Raw genomic sequence first — 16,976 nt, 5'->3', positions numbered from 1 at the left:
CCACGGCCGGTGGTCAGAACCAGTGGACGGTGTGCGGCGTCCGCTCGGCGCCGAACAGGGCGTCGGCGAGCGGCAGCACCCGGGGGTCGCCGGCACGGACACGTCCGGCGTCCGCCAGGGCCGAGGGCGCGACGCCGCCGAGCAGGACCGAGCCGAGGTCGCTGACGTCCAGGCTGAGGTCGGCCGCCTCGTCGGTCCGCTCGCAGGCGGCCGTTCCGCCGCTGACGGTGAGCGCGTAACGGCCGGCGACCTCCGGGCGGACGGAGTCGGCGACGTCGAGGACCAGCCGCCCGTCCATCCGGTAGCCGCGGGCGGCCAGCGCGCGCGGTACGTCCAGCACCCGCACCCACAGCCAGTCCGTGTCCTTCGAGACCGTCGCCGCGCGGTGGTCCGTCAGCAGCCAGCGCAGCCACCCTGCCCGCGGCACCGACTTGAGGACGATCTCGGTCACCAGGTCGTGTCCGGCGAAGAAGTGGAACAGCCCGGCGTAGGCGTCGCGGTCGGCGGCGACGAACTCGTCCACGTTCAGCGGGCGGGCGCCGGTCACCGGGTCCACCGCGCCGACCAGGTAGCTCGCGTACCCGTTCGGCCGTCCCTGCGCGTCGTGGTGGAAGGCGACCAGACGCTGGGTGAGGGCCACCGGAGGCTGGCCGGCGCCGGTCTGCCAGGACTTGGCCGGCCGCGACAGGGCGCCGGGCTGGGTACGGCGGTAGGCGTCGTACACCGCCGCCAGGTCGTCGCCGCACTCGGAGCGCTGCCGCACCACCACCGACCCGGCCGGCGCCGGTCCCGCCAGGGCGGCGCGGTGGCGCGCCACGGTCAGGCGCTGCGTGAAGGTGGCCGGGCCGTACCCGAACCGCCGGTAGATGACCGCCTCGGAGGCCAGCAGCACGGCCAGGCACTCCCCGCGGTCCGCGACGTCGTCGAGCTGCCGGCGCATCAGGGAGGTGAGGATGCCCCGCCTGCGGTGCGAGGGCAGCACCCCCACGGCCGTGATCCCGGCGACCGGCAGCAGATTCCCGCCGGGCATGGTCAGCTCGAAGCTGTACGCACCGGCGGTGGCCACCGCCCGCCCGTCGTCCTCGGCGATCAGGCAGCGGTCCATCTCGAACCCGGACCACCAGGCGCCCTCGCCCGCGGCCGGTGTCTCGGGGACCTGGCCGAAGGCGGCGAGCAGCGTGGTCACAAAGGTCTCGCGGTCGGCCTCGCGCGTGGCGCGGATGTGCATGGCTGGTCCCTCCGGGGCGGCGACAGGGTGACCCCACAGTGTCGGGCCTCGGTGCGGGCCGCGGCCACCCGGTTTCCCGCCGGACGACGACACGGGGGTGGTGGCGGGCGACGGTTGCGTGCCGGGGCTGCGCGCAGGGCTGACGTGCGGTCGTCAGGCCGGGTCCGCGGCCGCGCGTCCGCGGTGCCGTGCGGCCTTCGCGCTGTTGCCGCAGCGCCGCATCGAGCACCAGACGCGGCGGCGTCCTGGCGTGCCGTCGAGGTAGAGCATCCGGCAGTGCGGTCCGGCGCACTCCCGCAGACCGGCGCGGCGCACCGGGTCCGCCATCAGGGCGATCAGGTCGCGCGCCACCAGCGACCGCAACTGCCGTCCGGTCAGCGCGGGCCGGGCCACGACGACACCCTCCGGCCCGGACTCCAGGCGCGGGGCGGGCGGTTCGTGGTGGGCGCACTCGTTGACCAGTGCCACCGACGTCAGGGCGGGCACGGTACCGCGCAGGCCCGCGGACGCCACGTCGTACGCGGCCTCGCGCAGCAGCCGCAGCTCTGCCACCAGGGCCTCGGTCGCCTCGCCCTCCTCCAGCCGCACGGACACGCCCTCGCACCACGCGCCGAGGCGGCCGGGACCGTCCAGGCGCTCGACCGGATCGCCGTGACGGCGGCCGAGGGTCGCGACGAGGTCGAGGGCCAGACCACCGCCGTCGAACCGCAGGCTGCGCGTCAGCGCGCTCACCCGGGGACGCGGACCGCCCCCGGCCCCGCCCGCCCCCTCCGGCGCGGGTGTCCCGGTCTCCGTCACGAACGCCTCCTCACCACGTCCCCGGTAACCGCTGCGACAGTTACTCGGCACCGGTCGCGGGTGCGCCCATGACGTACGGGGAGAGCACGTCCGCGATGGCCTGGTTGCGGGGCGCCGGCACTCCGAGTTCGCGGCCGAGATCGGCCACCGCGCCGCTGAGCCAGGGCAGTTCGAGACGGTTGCCGTTCTTCAGGTCGTTGTGCATCGAGGACGTCATGTCGGCCGGGAGGGTGTCGCAGAACGCCAGCCGCTCGTCCGCCAGACCGGCGTCCAGGTCCACGCCGCGGGCCCGGCCGACCGCGGCCGCCTCGCGCATCACGTCGCGCAGCAGCGCCCGGGAGCCGGGGGTGCCGCGGACCACGCCGATCGGCTGCCGGACCGCGGAAGTCGTCCCGGACAGGCCGGTCAGGAACACGAACTTCTCCCAGATCACGCGCTCGACGGCCGGGCTCACCTCGGCCTCGATGCCCGCCGCCGCGCACCGGTCGAGCAGCGCGCCCGCGCGCCGCGACGGCTCGGCGCCGTGCGCGCCGAACTCCCCGAAGACCAGCTTCTGCAGCGTGCCGTTGTGGCGCACCACGCCGGGTTCCTCGATGAACGCGGAGATGTAGCAGGCGCCGCCCATGACGGAACGCGCGGGCAGGTGCTCGCGCAGCACGTCGTCCTTCTGCACGCCGTTCTGCAGCGAGATGACGGTGGCGCCGGCCTCGGCCAGCGGCCGCAGCTGCTTGGCGACGTCCTCGGTGTCCCAGAGCTTCACCGCGACCAGGACGACGTCGGCCGCCGGGACGTCCGCGATCGAGGGCACCACGGCCTCGGGCGCCACCCGGAGGTCGCCCAGGGCGCTGCGCACGCTCAGGCCGTCGGCCCGGATCGCCTCGAGGTGGCGGCCCCGGGCGACGAACGTGACCTCGTCCCCGGCGGCCGCGAGGCGCGCGCCGAAGAACCCCCCGACGCCTCCCGCTCCGACGACGGCAATGCGCATGGCGACCCCTGTCCCTTCGTGCCCACCGTTCAAGTAACCCCCCATGGGGTTACCAGGACCCTACCGGTGGCCGCGCGTCCGGCGCCAGGGCCGCCGCCGTCCGCGCCCGGGTCGGGTCAGAACTCCTCGTGGTGGCGCGGGTCGCCGCCCAGCCGCCGATGGGTGCGCGAGGCGATGCCCGCCATCTCCTGCGGGTCCAGGGCGAAGTCGAAGACATCGAGGTTCTCCCGACGGCGGGCGGGATCGGAGGACTTGGGGATCGGCACCACCCCGAGCTGGGTGTGCCAGCGCAGCACCACCTGCCCGGGAGTGCGTCCGTGGGCCTCCGCGACCTTCGCGATCGCCGGATCGGAGAGCAGGTCGCTGCCCCGGCCGAGCGGACTCCAGCTCTCCACCGCCACCCCCTTGCCGGCCAGGTAGGTGCGCAACTCCTCCTGCGGGAACAGCGGATGCATCTCGATCTGGTTCACCGAGGGCAGCACTCCGGTCTCCCGCTCCAGCCGGTCGACGTGCTCCGCGGTGAAGTTGGAGACGCCGATCGAGCGGACCACGCCCTCCTCGCGGAGCTTGATCATCGCCTTCCACGACTCGACGTACTTTTCGACGCGCGGCAACGGCCAGTGGATGAGGTACAGGTCCACGTAGTCGAGGCCGAGGCGCTTGCGCGACTCCTCGAACGACGCCAGCGTCTCGTCGTGACCGTGGTGGCGGCCGGGCAGTTTGGTGGTCACCACCAGTTCCCCGCGGGCGACTCCGCTGTGCGCGATCCCGCGTCCGGTGCCGCTCTCGTTGCCGTAGTTGGCCGCGGTGTCGACCAGCCGGTATCCCGATCCGACGGCCTCGGCGACCGCACGCTCGGCCTCCGCGTCGTCCATCGGATAGGTGCCGAGGCCGATGCCGGGCAGGGTGGTGCCGTCGTTGAGGGAGTGGACCGGAACGGTGGGCATGGATATGTCCCCTCTGTCCTTGTTGTCGCGGGAGTGCCGTCCGGTCAGCCTACGTCCGCCTCCCTGTGGTTCAGCCGGGCGGGGCGCCTGACACGCACCCCTGTCCGGGTGAAGTGCCGGGTGCTGGACAGCCGTCGCGGGCGGACCCCACTATGGGAGCGCTCCCATAGTGCTCCGTTCCCCCCACCTTTCCGGAGACGCACCATGAGTCCTCGCGAGATGAGCCTTACCCGGCGCCCCGCCCCGCCACCGCGCCGCCGGGGCGCACGGCGGCTGCCCGCCGCCCTGGCCGCACTCGCCGGCGCCGCACTGGTCTGCGCGCTGACGATGCTTCCGGCGCCCGCCGCGACGCCCAAAGGCGCGGCCCCCAGGACCGACGCTGCCGCCGCGGCGGCCGATGTGACGGGCAACGCCACCCACTTCGACGGCCTCGGCCAGCCCTACGGCGGCTGCGGCATGCCCCAGTCCGAGCTGGAGACCCAGGACTTCGTCGCCCTCAACGTCTTCGACACCCCGGGCGACTACACGATGTACCCGCGTCCGGTGCCGCCCGACCAGAGCGCCAGGATCGGCGCCTGGAACAACGGGCACAACTGCGGCCGCTGGGTGAGGGTCACCATCGGCGACTACTGCACCGGCACCAACGACGGCGCCCCCGGGCAGCCGTTCTGCCGCAACGGGTCCTGGACCGCCGACACCTACAACGGCGCCACGCTGACGATGCTGGTCGCCGACAGCTGCGCCGACGCCAACGCCTGGTGCCGTGACGACCCGAACCACCTCGACCTGGCGACCGCGTCGCTCAACCGCTTCACCCGGAACGGCACTCCGGTCACCGGCCTGCCGGACCACTGGAACAACCGCCACGTCTCGTGGAGTTACGTCCCCGCGCCGGACTACACCGGCGACATCCGCATCGGCTTCCTCCAGGGGGCGCAGCGGTGGTGGCCGGCGATCTCCGTCTCGCACCTGCCCAACGGAGTGCACGGAGTGGAGTACCTGTCCGGCGGCACCTGGCACGACGCCCAGATGGACAGCGACATGGGGCAGGCGTTCGTCCTGGCGCCGACCACCTCGGGCGGCGCCGAGTTCACCATCCGGGTCCGGGACGCGTCGGACGCCTACCTCTTCGGCGGCCGCACCTACGACTTCTCGCTCCCCTCCTCCTGCTCGAACACCTGCGGACCGGCGTACACCGGCGTCACCTACACCACACAGGGCGGCGACGGCGGCACCCCGCCCACGACCCCGCCCACCACCCCGCCGACCACGCCCCCCACGACGCCGCCGACCACCCCTCCCACGACCCCGCCCGCCTCCGGCGGCTGCTCGGTGACGGCGCACGTCACGAACTCCTGGCCCGGCGGCTACCAGGCCGACGTGACGGTGCTCAACCCCGGAACGGCGGCGATCCGTTCGTGGGCCGTGCGGCTCGCCCTGCCCTCCGGGGTGAGCGTCGCGAACATCTGGAACGCGACCGTGAGTTCGTCGGACCCGCCGACCACCGTGCGCAACGCGGCCTGGAACGGGACGGTCGCGCCCGGCGGTTCTGCGTCGTTCGGCATGACGCTGAACGGCTCCGACCAGAACCTGGGCCTGCCCGTCTGCACCTCGGCCTGACCCGCACGCCGCCGGTCCCCGCCCGTCCCAGCCGCTGATCGCGGGAGTCCGCCGCGGCCGTGACGGAAAGGGCGGGGCCGGACCGCCACCTGGCAGGTGGCGGTCCGGCCCCGCCGGCGTGCCGCGGTGCCGGGCGCTCTCAGCAGCCGATCGGCGAGGAGCCCACGGCCACGTCGTCGAACCACAGGGTGTCGTCACCGGTCGCGTAGCTCTCCCAGCCCAGCCGCAGCGCGGTCGGCCGCGGCGGCGTCGTCCGGCTCAGCCACTGCTGGTCGACGTCCTGGGTCGGCACGCCGTCCACGTGCAGCCCCGGCACCTGCTGGTCGTCCAGCCAGGTGTCCAGGCGCGGCGCCGAGGTGTCGACCATGAACCGCAGGCACACCCAGCGGTTCACCGGCAGCGGGGTGCTCAGCGCCACCCCGGCGGGACTCTGCGCGGGCAGGGTGGCGTCGTCGGACTCCCGGTTCCACTGCAGGGCGCCGTTCTGCCCGCCGATCCGCAGCGCCCGGCCGTTCTGGGACGCGTCGGGCATCGACACGAAGGCCACGTGGGAGGCCGGCAGCGCGGTGGTGTGCCGGACCCACATCCGCAGGTAGACGACCGGCCCGACCCCGGACAGGTCCCGGGTGCTGACCGCGAACGCGTGGTTGCAGTAGCCCGCCCTGCCGTCCACGCGCAGCGACTTGGTGCCGGTGTGGGCCACCGTGGAGTCCACGGCCACCGTGCCGGTTCCCTGGCAGTCCGGCGCCGCGGCCTGCCAGTCGCCGCTCGGCGCGCTGCCGGCCTGGTCCTCGAAGCCGGAGCAGATCGCGGCTCCCGCGCAGCCGGCCGGCGGTGTCGTCGGGGGAGTGGTGGGGGGTGTCGTGGGAGTGGTCGGCGGGGTCGTGGGGGGTGTCGTCGAGCCGTCGCAGGCCGTCCCGTTGAGGGTGAAGGCGGCCGGCGCCGGGTCGGCGGTGTGCCAGGTGCCCTGCAGTCCGAAGTCGGTCGAGGCGCCGGCGCCGAGCGTGCCGTTGTAGGCCAGACTCGCCGCCACGACCTGTTTCCCGGTCTGCGTCACCTGGGCGTTCCAGGCCGAGGTGACCTGCTGGTCGCCCGCGTAGGTCCAGGCGACCTGCCAACTGCTCAGCGGCGCGCCGAGGTTGGTGACGTGGATCTGGGCGGTGTAGCCGCCGGACCACGGGTTGTCGGTGTAGGTGACCGAGCAGCCGGCCGCCGCGCCGCTGGCGGGCACGGCCAGCGCGGCCGGGACGACCAGGGCTATGGCGGCGAGCAGCAGGAGCCAGGGCCGTCGGCGTAACGAGGTGAGCAGGGGGTGCCAGTGGTGTGTTCTCATGGCGCTCCTCCAGAGGTGGGGGTATGGGAGCGCTCCCATCATCACAGCGGGACGGCCCGGTGGAAAGCCCGCGGGGGCGGCGGGCCACGGCCCGCCGCCCCCGATGGGCCTCCGCCGCCGTGCGGCCGGTTCAGCCCTTGCTGGAACCGAGCGAGAGGCCGGCGATGAACTGCTTCTGCAGCAGGATGTAGACCACCAGCGTCGGCACCGCCGCGATCATGGCCGCGGCCGCGATCAGGTTCTGGTTGCTGACGAACTGGCCCTGCAGGTTGGCGAGCGCCGAGGTCACCGGGCGCTTGTTGCCGGACGACATCAGGGTGATGGCCCAGAAGAAGTCGTTGTAGATCCACGTCGTCAGCAGCGTGGCGAGCGCCGCGAGCGCGGGCCGGCACAGCGGCACGGTCAGCCGCCAGAACCGGGTCCACAGCGACGCGCCGTCCACCAGCGCGGCCTCGTACATCTCGCCGGGGATCGACTTCATGTAGTTGCTCAGCACGAAGACGCAGAAGCCCAGCTGGAAGGCCACGTTGATGACGACCAGGCCGAAGATCGAGTTGTACATCAGACCGCTGCTGGACAGGAAGTGCGGCAGCGTGATCTTCAGGTAGATCCGGTACAGCGGGGTGATGATGACCTGCTGCGGGAGCAGGTTGCCGGCCGTGAAGAGGATCAGCAGCGCGACATTGACCTTGACGTTGACCCGGGTGAGCACGAACGCCACGCCCGAGGCCAGGCAGAGCACGATGATCACGGCCGGCACGGTGATGAGCACCGAGTTCCAGAAGAAGTGCAGCATGTCCGACTGGGTCCACGCGTCACGGAAGTTCTGGAACGTGATGTGGTGCGGCATCGACACGTAGCCGTACTTGCGGGTGTCGGAGTACGGCCGGATCGCCACGTACAGCGCGAAGGCGATCGGCAGCAGCCACAGCACCGAGGCGACGATCAGGAACACCTGGGAGGCGATCTGGCCCCACGCCTTGGGCTTGGCGCCCGGGCCGCCGGTGCGCCGCGCGGGCGCCTCGATCCGCGGAAGGGTGTCGGCGCTCATGACTGTTCCTCCCGGCGGAAGGTCTGGTAGAGGAAGATGCTGATGGGCACGAGGGAGATGACCAGCAGCACCACGCCGAGCGCCGAGCCGAAGCCGACCCGCTGGGTCTCGCCCACGATGTTCGTCGTGACGAGGACCGACAGCAGTTCGAGGCCGTTGATGCCCTTGTTCGTGATGTAGACCAGGTCGAACGCGCGCAGCGACTCGATGACCGTGACCACCATGATCACGATGTTGATCGGCCGCATCACCGGGAAGACGATCTTCCAGAAGGTCTGCCAGGCGTTGGCGCCGTCGACCAGCGCGGCCTCGCGCAGCGAGGGGTCGACGGCCTTGAGGCCGGCCAGGTAGAGCACCATGACGTAACCGGCCTGCCGCCAGGTCGCCTCCAGCAGCACCGCCCACAGGTTCAGGTGCGGATTGCCGAGCCAGTCGATGGCGTTGTCGTTGCCGTTGCGGCCGATGACGGTGTTGATCAGGCCGTAGTTCTGGGAGTAGACGAACTCCCAGATGATGCCGACCAGGGCGAGCGAGAGCATCACCGGCAGGAACAGGATGCTCTGGTACATCCGGCTGCCGCGGATGCCGCGGTCGATCAGCACGGCGAAGAGCATGCCCAGCGGCGTGGCGATGACCACGAACACGGCCAGCCAGATGAGGTTGTGCCGGACCGCGGGCCAGAACTCCGGGTAGATGGTGGCGGCCTGGTGGTAGTTCTGGATGCCGTAGACACAGCCGTTGTTGAGGATCGAGGGCATGTTCGGCACGCAGGACTTGGTGTGCAGGCTGCCGACGCCGTTCCACTTGGTGAACGACAGCAGCACGGTGCCGATGGCGGGGAACCACACGAAGGCCAGGTCGAGCAGCAGCGGTATGCCGAGCAGCACCGCGACCACGATGCGGTCGCGGGGGGTCATCTTGCGCATGCGCCGACGGCGGCGGGCCGGGACTTCCGTCCTGGCCTCCGCCGCCGCCGGGTCATGCACCTGGGAGGCGGAACTCATCAGGAGTAGATCGCCTTCGCCTGGGCCTCCGCGCTCTTCTGCAGGCTCGCGATGTTGCCGGTGCTCGGGTCGTCGATGAACTTCTGGATGATCGAGATCATCGCGTTGGCCATCGCCGGGTCCGAGTCACGGTCCATGAACTGGGCGACCGACTTGCACTTGGCGATCTCGGCCACCGACTTCTTCTGGATCGCGTTGTAGGTCGGCACCTGGAGGCCGTTGACCAGGCCGACGTCCCACTGGTCGGTCTTGAGGTAGGCCGACTCGGCGCCGCCGGTGCCGATGTACTTCAGGATCGCCTTGGCGGCGTCCGGGTTCTTGGCCTTCTTGGAGAGCATGAAGCCGTCGGTGGGGGCGTCCATGTAGTCCTGGCCCCACTGCGGGTTGATCTCCGGGAAGACGAAGAAGTCCAGGTCGTCCAGGTTGGCCTTGTCCGTCACGTACTGCGCGGCGACCTGGTTGGTGCCCTGGAACATCATGCCGGCCTGCTTGGTCTCCAGCGCCTTCGCCGCGTCCTGCCAGATGCGGCCGTTGGCGCCGGTCTGCAGGTACGGCATGATCTCGGCCCAGTGCTGGAACACCGTGTGCACGCCCTGGTCGGTCCAGGGGATCTGGTGCTTCATCAGCTTGATGTGGTAGTCGTACCCGTTGATCCGCATGTTCAGGATGTCGAACGTGCCGAGCGCGGGCCAGCCGTCCTTGTCCGCGAACGCGATCGGGATGATGCCGTCCGACTTCATCTTCTTGGCGAGCTGGACGTACTGGTCCCAGGTGGTGGGGACGGTGTAGCCCTTGGCCTTGAAGACGCTCTTGTTGTAGAAGACGACCCACGGGTAGTTGTAGATCGGCACCAGGTACTGGTGGCCGTCCAGACCGGTGGAGAGCTGCTTGGCGGCGGGGCCGAAGCTGCTCCCGATCTCCTGCCAGACGTCGTCGATCGGCTCGGCGAGGCCCTGGGCCGCGAAGTACTGCATGCGGTAACCGGCGAACCAGGTGAACAGGTCGTCCGGGGTGCCCTGCAGATAGCTGGTGATGTTCTGCTGGAACGTGTTGTGGTCGACCGTGTTGATCTTGACGTTCACCTTGGTCGCCGCCGTGGCGCCCGCGGTCAGCGCGGCGAACGCGGACTTGGCCGCGGGGTCGGAGTAGTTCGACCCGAACGTCACGGTGCTGCCGGCCACCGGCGTGGATCCGCCGGACTTCTTCTTGTCGTCCGAGCTGGAGCTGCTGCAGGCCGTCAGCAGGCCCCCGGACACCGCGGCGAGACCGGCCGCTCCGGCGACTCCTCGCAGCAGGTTCCTGCGGGTCGGGGAGGCCGCGGCCTCAGTGCTACCCGACGACTCGACGTCCGACATGGTGCCTCCATGTGTGTGTGGGCGTATCTAGGGGGCCGACGGCGAATGCTGGCGGAGCGGAGGTTTCTGGCGGCTCCAGCACCGATCCGTTTCCAACAGAAGTCACCAAGATGAAACGCCATCGCAACTGCAGGGGTAGTTCTACGCCACATGCACAAGGTCGTCAACGCCCTGATCCGGATGAGTTGCCGGACCGTGATGTGCGGCCTGTGTTGGAACATGTTTGCTTCCGGTCGGAGGCTTCCCGGCCGTGGGCTCACCAACGTACCGGCCGCCTCTCCAGGCACCGACGCCTGCCCTTTCGCGGTGCGGGCCGTGGCCTGATCCGCGCCCCCGGCGAACCGGCACAACCGTGTCCATCCCCGGTTGACGGGACCGCCGGAGACAGAATCGCGGTGGAAGGAGAGACGAGGAAGAGATCATGGACAGGGCCGACACCCCTGGACGAGACGGCTGCCCCGCCGTCCCGTCCACGGATGCCGGCCGACGTACGGCCGACACCCGGAAGGCTCCGATGAAAGCTGAGTTCCGCCCGCCCGCGGATGCCCCGTACACCCGGATCCTCGGGGTCGGCGCCTACCGCCCCCGCCGCGTCGTCGACAACGCCGAGGTGTGCCGGCACATCGACTCCTCCGACGCATGGATCCGCTCGCGCACGGGCATCGTGTCGCGCCGCTGGGCCGGACCGGACGAGACGCTGGGCGTCATGGCGGAACACGCGGCGAACAAGGCCGTCGCCGCCGCCGGTCTGAGCCCGGCCGACATCACCTGCGTCATCGCGGCGACCTTCACCCACCTCATGCAGACCCCGGCCATCGCCACCGAGATCGCCCACCGCATCGGCGCGGGCGGCGCACCCGGCTTCGACATCTCCGCGGGCTGCGCCGGCTTCGTCCACGGCGTGGTGCTGGCGTCCGACGCCGTCCGCGCCCGCGGCGGCAACGTCCTGGTGGTCGGCGTGGAACGGATGTCGGACATCCTCGACCTGACCGACCGCTCCACCGCCTTCATCTTCGGCGACGGCGCCGGCGCGGTCGTCGTCGGACCCTCGCGGACCCCCGGGATCGGCCCGGCGGTGTGGGGCGCCGACGGGTCGCAGGCGGACGCGATCCGGCAGAGCGTGCCCTGGGACACCCTGAAGAAGGAGCCGGGCCACCCCTTCCCCGCCCTGCGCCAGGACGGCCAGCGGGTCTTCCGCTGGGCCGTCTACGAGATGGCCAAGGTCGCCGGGCGGGCACTCGAGGCCGCCGGTGTGGAACTCGGGGAACTGGACGCCTTCATCCCGCACCAGGCGAACGTCCGCATCATCGACAGCATGACCCGGTCGATGGGCCTGCCCGCCGGGGTGACCGTCGCCAAGGACATCGTCACCAGCGGCAACACCTCCGGCGCCTCCATCCCGCTGGCCATGGAGGCCGTGCTGTCCTCCGGCGCCGCGGTCTCGGGCGGCACCGCCCTGCTGCTGGGCTACGGCGCCGGGCTCTCCTACGCCGCGGTGACCGCGGTCCTGCCGTGACGTGAACCCCGCCGCCGGCCGCGTCTCGGCGCGGCCTGCCGCCGTCGCCGGAGCCCGGATCGCCGCCCGGCCGCGGACGGGGCGCGGACAGCACGAGGCGGCGGTGATCCTGGGACCACCGCCGCCTGGTGTGTTCACCCGGAGGAACGGGACTCCGGCGCGGGCCGGCGCTGTCAGGCCGCCGGCCGGCGGGGATCCCGGGCTCGCCCGGGTCGTTCACCGGCGCGGGACACGCGGCCGGCAACGGATCGCCGGCGCGGGACGGGCACCGCGCGGGAATCGTCTCAGAGGCTTCTGAGGAGGAGATGAGAACCGGCCACGGTGATCGCGCTCTCAGCCGGCTGGCGGCGCGGGTCCGGCGCGGCCGGCCGCGGCTCCGTCACGCGGGCCTGGTGCGGCCGGGTGGCCGTGACCCGGGCGAGGCGCGCCGCCACGGAGGCGTGATGGCCTGAAACCGCCGCTTGCCGGACCCCGTGGCCGGGTTGGCCCGGTGCGGCCCCTGCCGCCCCGGCGCACGCATCGCCGCAGCCTCCGGCCGGACCCCGGCCCTGCGCGGCCCGTCGGCTGCCCGCGCGGTTGACGTGCCTCCGGCGGCGGCCTGGGGGCCGTCCTGCCGGTCATCCCCGGTCAGGGCGCCACTCGGGCCGCGCCTCACCCTCGCCGGCCGGTTCGGTCCGGTTCGGTCCGGTCCGGCCGCGCGTCGCTGCGAGCGGACCCGGGCGACCCGTTGGCTCGCCGTCGCGTCCGCCGGTTCGGGTCAGCCGGCGGACGCGAGGGCGGCCTCCAGTCGGGGCGCGGCGAAATCGCGGACCCACGCGGTGTGTTCGGCGTCGTACCCGCGCGGAACCGCCTCGGTCAGCATGATCAGGTACAGATAGCAGCGGTAGAGGGCGATCCGGCGCAGCGCGGCCGGGCCGTCGAGGTCCGCGGTGCCGCCCGCGGCGCGGTAGCCCGCCAGGAACGCCGGGTCGCTCTCCGCGTCGCCGAGGAACAGCGACAGCGAGGCGAAGTCCGCCAGCGGGTCGCCCCAGAACATCCGCTCCCCGTCGATGATCCCGCTGATCGTGCGCTCACCCTCCGGCCCGTCGAGCAGGACGTTGCCCGGCCACAGGTCGAAGTGGACCAGCGCCGGGACGGTCACCTCGTCCAGCACCTCGCGCGCGGCGGCCAGCCGGGCCCGGACCTCAGGGACCGGCAGCGGGAGCCAGGAGCCGTAGCGCTCGGCGTCGTCCAGGACCGCGCCGGTCATCGCCGTGAAGGCCGCCGACCAGCGCGGGGCCCGCGGGATGCCGCCCGGCGCCGGGTAGCCGAAGCCGGGCCCGGTCACCGCGTGCAGGCGGGCCACCAGCGCGCCCAGGCCGGTCCTGAGCCGGTCCCGCTCGGCCGCCGCCATCCCCTCGGCCACGTCCCACCACGGCACGCCGTCCACATGCGTCATCAGCAGGTACGGCTCCCGGCCCGGGCCCTCGGCCGGTTCGGCGTGCACCACCCGCGGGGCGGGCACCCCGGCCCCGACCGCCGAGCGGTGGAAGAGCGCCTCGCCGTACAGCAGTTCGCGCTCGTAGGTCAGGCGCGGCCGGCCAAACGGGGGCGGCACCTTCAGCACCAGCCGCTCGCCGCCGTCGAGTTCGACGGCGTACAGGCCGTTGTAGGTGCCACCGGTCAGCGCCGTCACCCGCCGTACCGCGCCCGCCCCGGCCTCCCGCGCGCCGGCCGCCGCCGCCCGCGCGAGGAACGTGCTGATCCGTTCGTCCGCGACTGTCATCGCCCGGCCTCCCCGCCTCGTCCGGGCGGACACCTTAGCCGCTCGCCGCGCGCCGCGGGCCGAACGCCCGCGGGGACGAGGCCAGCCACGACGCGGGATCGCGCCGTGGACGGGACCCCGGCGCCCGGCCCGCCGCTCCCCGGCCGGGCGCCCGCCAGCCGGCCTAACGGCTGTGGCGGAGTGCCCGCCGCCTCCGTAGAGAGGACTCAGACAAGGGACTCGTCGCACGGCGGCGTCGGACCGCACGAGCGGCGGCGGCCCGGTCCCGGAAGGAGCGCCATGACCCAGGGCGGGCAGATCGCGGAGCCGCAGGAGGAGACCGGCGCCGGCGGTTCCGGCGGCGGCCGGGACGGGACGCGGCGGCGCCGCCGCAGGCTGCTGCCGTGGAAGCACCGGCGCGACCTGGACCCCGCGCAGCTCCGCCGCCGGCGGATCACCGTGCGCAGCCTGCTCGCGGTGACCCTGGTGTGTCTCGGCACGCTCGGCTGGTCGGTGGGCCGGGCCCTGACCTACCCGGGCAAGGACAGCACCACCGCCCGCCTCGCCGAGTGGGCCCGCGACCACGAACTCGGCTTCGTGGTCGACAAGCTGGAGGACTGGCAGTACCGCATGAACCCGCCCAAGGTCGGCGGCACGCTGTCCCCGGACGCCCTGGCCCGGATGAACGACACCGCCCCGGCCACACCGTCGCCCGCCCACATCGCCGCGCAGCCGCTGATCCCGCTGCGAGCGCCCATGACGCCCATGGTCAGCCCCGGACTGCCGGGTGAGGGCGTGTACCGCACCCTGGCAAGCGCGCACGGCGAGCCGGTGGTGCAGGGCACCTACGTCCGCCCCGACAGCGAGCACACCTCGTACGAGGCGGCGGTCGCCTGGATCAGCGGCAAGTACGCGCGCTTCCAGCTGCACCCCGGCTTCCGGGAGCCCGGCGGCACCTTCGACGTGCCGCCGACCATCCCGAAGGGGCAGCGGACCGGTCTGGTCGCCACCTGGAACGGCGGCTTCCGGATCACCGACGGCGGCTCGCGCGGCGGCTTCTACCTCGACGGCCGGACCGCGGGCGAACTGCGGGACGGCGCCGCGTCCGAGGTCTTCTACCGCGACGGCTCGATGAAGCTCGGCGTCTGGGGCCGTGACGTGCGGATGACCCCGGACGTGGTCGGCGTCCGCCAGTGCCTGGAGCTGATGGTCGACAACGGCCGCGTGGTGCCCGACATCGACGACGCCTCGAAGTGGGGGGTCAGCGACCAGAGCAAGATGTTCGTGCCCCGCTCGGGCGTCGGCGTCACCGCGCAGGGCGACATCGTCATGGTGGTGGGCCAGGCGCTCGACGCCCGCAGCCTCGCCGCCCTGATGCAGCGCGCCGGCGCGGTGCGCGCGATGCCGCTGGACATGAACCGCGCCTGGCCGTCGTTCATGTCGTACGACGGGAGCAAGGACCCGGCCGACCCCAAGCCCACCAACATCCTCGACTTCGAGGACCCGCCGGACCGGTACTACGTCCAGGCCACCCGCGACTTCGTCGCCGTGTACGCCCGTTGAGGCAGCCGCCGCCCCCCGCCGGTGATCGCCGGCGCATAGGCTGACCGGGTGACAACAGCCAACACACAGCAGCGACGTGTCGTGGTGTCCGGCGGCGGCACCGGCATCGGCAAGGCCACGGCGGCGGCGTTCGCCGCCGCCGGCGACCAGGTGGTGATCCTCGGCCGCCGCGAGGAGGTGCTGAGGGCCGCCGCGGACGAGATCGGCGAACGGCACGGGAAGGACACGATCGCCTGGCTGGCCGCGGACCTCGCCGAGCCGGAGCAGGTACGCCGCGCGGTCGCCTCCGTCGCCGAGGACGGCGAGGTCGACGTGGTCGTCACCAACGCCGGCGGCAACGTGGCCTTCACCACCGACGGCTCCCTGGAGGGCATCGCCGACGGCTACCGGCGCAACTTCGACGCCAACGTGCTGACCGCGGTCCTGCTCACCGAGGCCCTGATCCCGCACCTGCGGCGTCCCGGCGGCCGCATCGTCCACCTCTCGTCGATCGCCGCGGTCCGCGGGCCCGGCTCGTACGGCGGCGCGAAGGCGGCGCTGCACGCCTACACCTACGAACTGGCCGCCCGGCTCGGCGCGGACGGCGTCACCGCGAACGCGGTCGCGCCCGGGTTCGTCGGCGAGACCGAGTTCTTCGGCGACCGCGCCACGCCCGAGTTCGTCGCCTCCCGGGTCGACGCCACCCTCACCGGCCGGCCGGGCCGCCCCGAGGAGATCGCCGCGGCCATCCAGTACCTGGCCTCGCCGGCCGCCGCCTATGTGACCGGTCAGGTCCTGCACATCAACGGCGGCACGGTCCTGGGCCGCTGACCGTCCCCGGGCCGGCGCGCGGAAATGCGCTGCCGGTCCGGGGCGGGCAGGCCGTAGGCTCGGTCCCATGGCAGGTCATGAGGAGACCGGCGGCACCGCCCGCGTCGACAGCTGGATCTGGTGCGTGCGCCTGACCAAGACCCGGTCGGCGGCCGCCGCGGCGTGCCGGGCCGGGCACGTCCGGGTCAACGGCGAGCGGGCCAAGCCCGCGCAGGCCGTCCGGGCCGGCGACGAGGTGCGGCTCTACCACGCCGGGCGCGAGCGGATCGTGGTCGTCTCCCGGGTGATCGCCAAGCGCGTGGGCGCGCCGGTGGCCGCCGAGTGCTTCGTGGACAACAGCCCGCCGCCGCCCCCGCGCGAGGACGTGTTCGCGCTCGGCGTCCGGGACCGGGGCGCCGGACGCCCGACCAAGCGGGACCGGCGGGAGATGGACCGGCTGCACGGGCGGCCGGCCCGGCCGCAGCGCCCGTCGGCGGGCTGAGCGGCGGCCGGCTCCGGCACCCGGTTCCTCCGGAGAACCCGCCCGGTCCGGGCGGCCGCCGGGCCGAGAGGTCACGCGACTCGGGCCGCGGGTCGGTCCGGCGAAGCCCGCGGCCCGGCGCGCGTCAGTACGACTGCAGTTCGATGAGGTGCCCCTCCGGATCGCGCAGGTGCGCGGTGCGCATCGTCGGCCCCCAGTCCGGACGGTCCGTCGGCGGGACCACCGAGGCCGCGCCGTGGGTCATGCACAGCCGGTAGCCGGCGTCCACGTCCCCCACCCGGCTGACCAGCATCGCCCGGTCCTGGGTGGCGGGCGCGTGGGCGGGAAGCTCTTCGGTCCCCAGCACGGCGGCCATCGCCGACCGGTCGAACAGCATCAGCGCGCCCTGGGCGCCGACGTCCCAACTGGCGTACGGCCCCTGGACGTCACCGCGGGTCCGGGAGGCGCCGATCAGCTCCGGCAGCACGGCGTCATAGAAGCGGAAGACCGCGGCGAAGTTGTGCACCAGCAGGCGCGGATGGAGCGCGTCCATGAGGACCTC

15 protein-coding genes are annotated in these 16,976 nt (G+C 72.9%); 5 read left to right on the top strand and 10 right to left on the bottom strand.

Annotation, left to right across the window (positions count from 1 at the left end; genetic code table 11):
* Window positions 1–13: 13 nt before the first annotated feature.
* The 4 genes from K7862_RS14340 to K7862_RS14325 form a co-directional block, all read right to left on the bottom strand.
* Window positions 14–1,228: a GNAT family N-acetyltransferase gene (locus K7862_RS14340; RefSeq protein WP_222962947.1), complete on the bottom strand. Its 1,215-nt coding sequence runs from the start codon at window positions 1,226–1,228 to the stop codon at window positions 14–16.
* Between the two features lie 153 nt (window positions 1,229–1,381).
* Window positions 1,382–2,026: a CGNR zinc finger domain-containing protein gene (locus K7862_RS14335; protein ID WP_222962946.1), complete on the bottom strand. Its 645-nt coding sequence runs from the start codon at window positions 2,024–2,026 to the stop codon at window positions 1,382–1,384.
* Between the two features lie 40 nt (window positions 2,027–2,066).
* A complete protein-coding gene (locus K7862_RS14330; protein ID WP_222962945.1) occupies window positions 2,067–3,011 on the bottom strand; it encodes a ketopantoate reductase family protein in 945 nt (314 codons plus the stop codon).
* A gap of 116 nt (window positions 3,012–3,127) precedes the next feature.
* Entirely contained in the window at window positions 3,128–3,958 is an 831-nt protein-coding gene (locus tag K7862_RS14325; protein WP_222962944.1) for an aldo/keto reductase, read from the bottom strand.
* 219 nt (window positions 3,959–4,177) lie between these two features.
* On the opposite strand from K7862_RS14325, the gene K7862_RS14320 reads away from it, so the two are divergent.
* A complete protein-coding gene (locus K7862_RS14320) occupies window positions 4,178–5,578 on the top strand; it encodes a cellulose binding domain-containing protein (RefSeq protein WP_262413133.1) in 1,401 nt (466 codons plus the stop codon).
* 139 nt (window positions 5,579–5,717) lie between these two features.
* Here K7862_RS14320 and K7862_RS14315 read toward each other — a convergent pair whose 3' ends face one another.
* The 4 genes from K7862_RS14315 to K7862_RS14300 form a co-directional block, all read right to left on the bottom strand.
* Entirely contained in the window at window positions 5,718–6,911 is a 1,194-nt protein-coding gene (locus K7862_RS14315) for a cellulose-binding domain-containing protein (protein WP_222962943.1), read from the bottom strand.
* 130 nt (window positions 6,912–7,041) lie between these two features.
* The gene (locus tag K7862_RS14310) at window positions 7,042–7,962 is read right to left on the bottom strand and encodes a carbohydrate ABC transporter permease (RefSeq protein ID WP_222962942.1); all 921 of its coding nucleotides are present in this window, start codon (window positions 7,960–7,962) and stop codon (window positions 7,042–7,044) included.
* Window positions 7,959–8,879, bottom strand: coding sequence for a carbohydrate ABC transporter permease (locus tag K7862_RS14305; protein ID WP_222962990.1), 921 nt, complete (start codon window positions 8,877–8,879; stop codon window positions 7,959–7,961). The genes K7862_RS14310 and K7862_RS14305 overlap by 4 nt, the downstream gene beginning before the upstream one ends.
* Before the next feature lie 86 nt (window positions 8,880–8,965).
* The gene (locus tag K7862_RS14300) at window positions 8,966–10,321 is read right to left on the bottom strand and encodes an ABC transporter substrate-binding protein (protein WP_222962941.1); all 1,356 of its coding nucleotides are present in this window, start codon (window positions 10,319–10,321) and stop codon (window positions 8,966–8,968) included.
* Window positions 10,322–10,835: 514 nt separating this feature from the next.
* Between K7862_RS14300 and K7862_RS14295 the strand changes: the two genes are divergently transcribed.
* Window positions 10,836–11,837 carry a beta-ketoacyl-ACP synthase III gene (locus K7862_RS14295; protein ID WP_222962940.1) on the top strand — a complete coding sequence of 334 codons (1,002 nt, stop codon included), beginning with the start codon at window positions 10,836–10,838 and terminating at the stop codon, window positions 11,835–11,837.
* Between the two features lie 757 nt (window positions 11,838–12,594).
* Here the strand turns inward: K7862_RS14295 and K7862_RS14290 are convergent.
* Entirely contained in the window at window positions 12,595–13,602 is a 1,008-nt protein-coding gene (locus K7862_RS14290) for a phosphotransferase family protein (RefSeq protein WP_222962939.1), read from the bottom strand.
* Between the two features lie 279 nt (window positions 13,603–13,881).
* Here K7862_RS14290 and K7862_RS14285 point away from each other — a divergent pair, with 279 nt between their 5' ends.
* From K7862_RS14285 to K7862_RS14275, 3 genes are all read left to right on the top strand, one after another.
* A complete protein-coding gene (locus K7862_RS14285; protein ID WP_222962938.1) occupies window positions 13,882–15,144 on the top strand; it encodes a phosphodiester glycosidase family protein in 1,263 nt (420 codons plus the stop codon).
* 48 nt (window positions 15,145–15,192) lie between these two features.
* Window positions 15,193–15,954: an SDR family NAD(P)-dependent oxidoreductase gene (locus K7862_RS14280; RefSeq protein ID WP_308011982.1), complete on the top strand. Its 762-nt coding sequence runs from the start codon at window positions 15,193–15,195 to the stop codon at window positions 15,952–15,954.
* 67 nt (window positions 15,955–16,021) lie between these two features.
* Window positions 16,022–16,435 carry an RNA-binding S4 domain-containing protein gene (locus K7862_RS14275; RefSeq protein WP_222962937.1) on the top strand — a complete coding sequence of 138 codons (414 nt, stop codon included), beginning with the start codon at window positions 16,022–16,024 and terminating at the stop codon, window positions 16,433–16,435.
* Window positions 16,436–16,559: 124 nt separating this feature from the next.
* Here the strand turns inward: K7862_RS14275 and K7862_RS14270 are convergent, their stop codons facing one another.
* Window positions 16,560–16,967 (bottom strand): VOC family protein, encoded by a 408-nt coding sequence (locus tag K7862_RS14270; RefSeq protein ID WP_222962936.1) that lies wholly within the window; start codon window positions 16,965–16,967, stop codon window positions 16,560–16,562.
* Window positions 16,968–16,976 lie beyond the last annotated feature (9 nt).

The organism is Actinacidiphila acidipaludis (genome assembly GCF_019890725.1).
Classification (GTDB): domain Bacteria; phylum Actinomycetota; class Actinomycetes; order Streptomycetales; family Streptomycetaceae; genus Actinacidiphila; species Actinacidiphila acidipaludis.
This window is presented reverse-complemented; position numbering and strand designations above follow the sequence as displayed.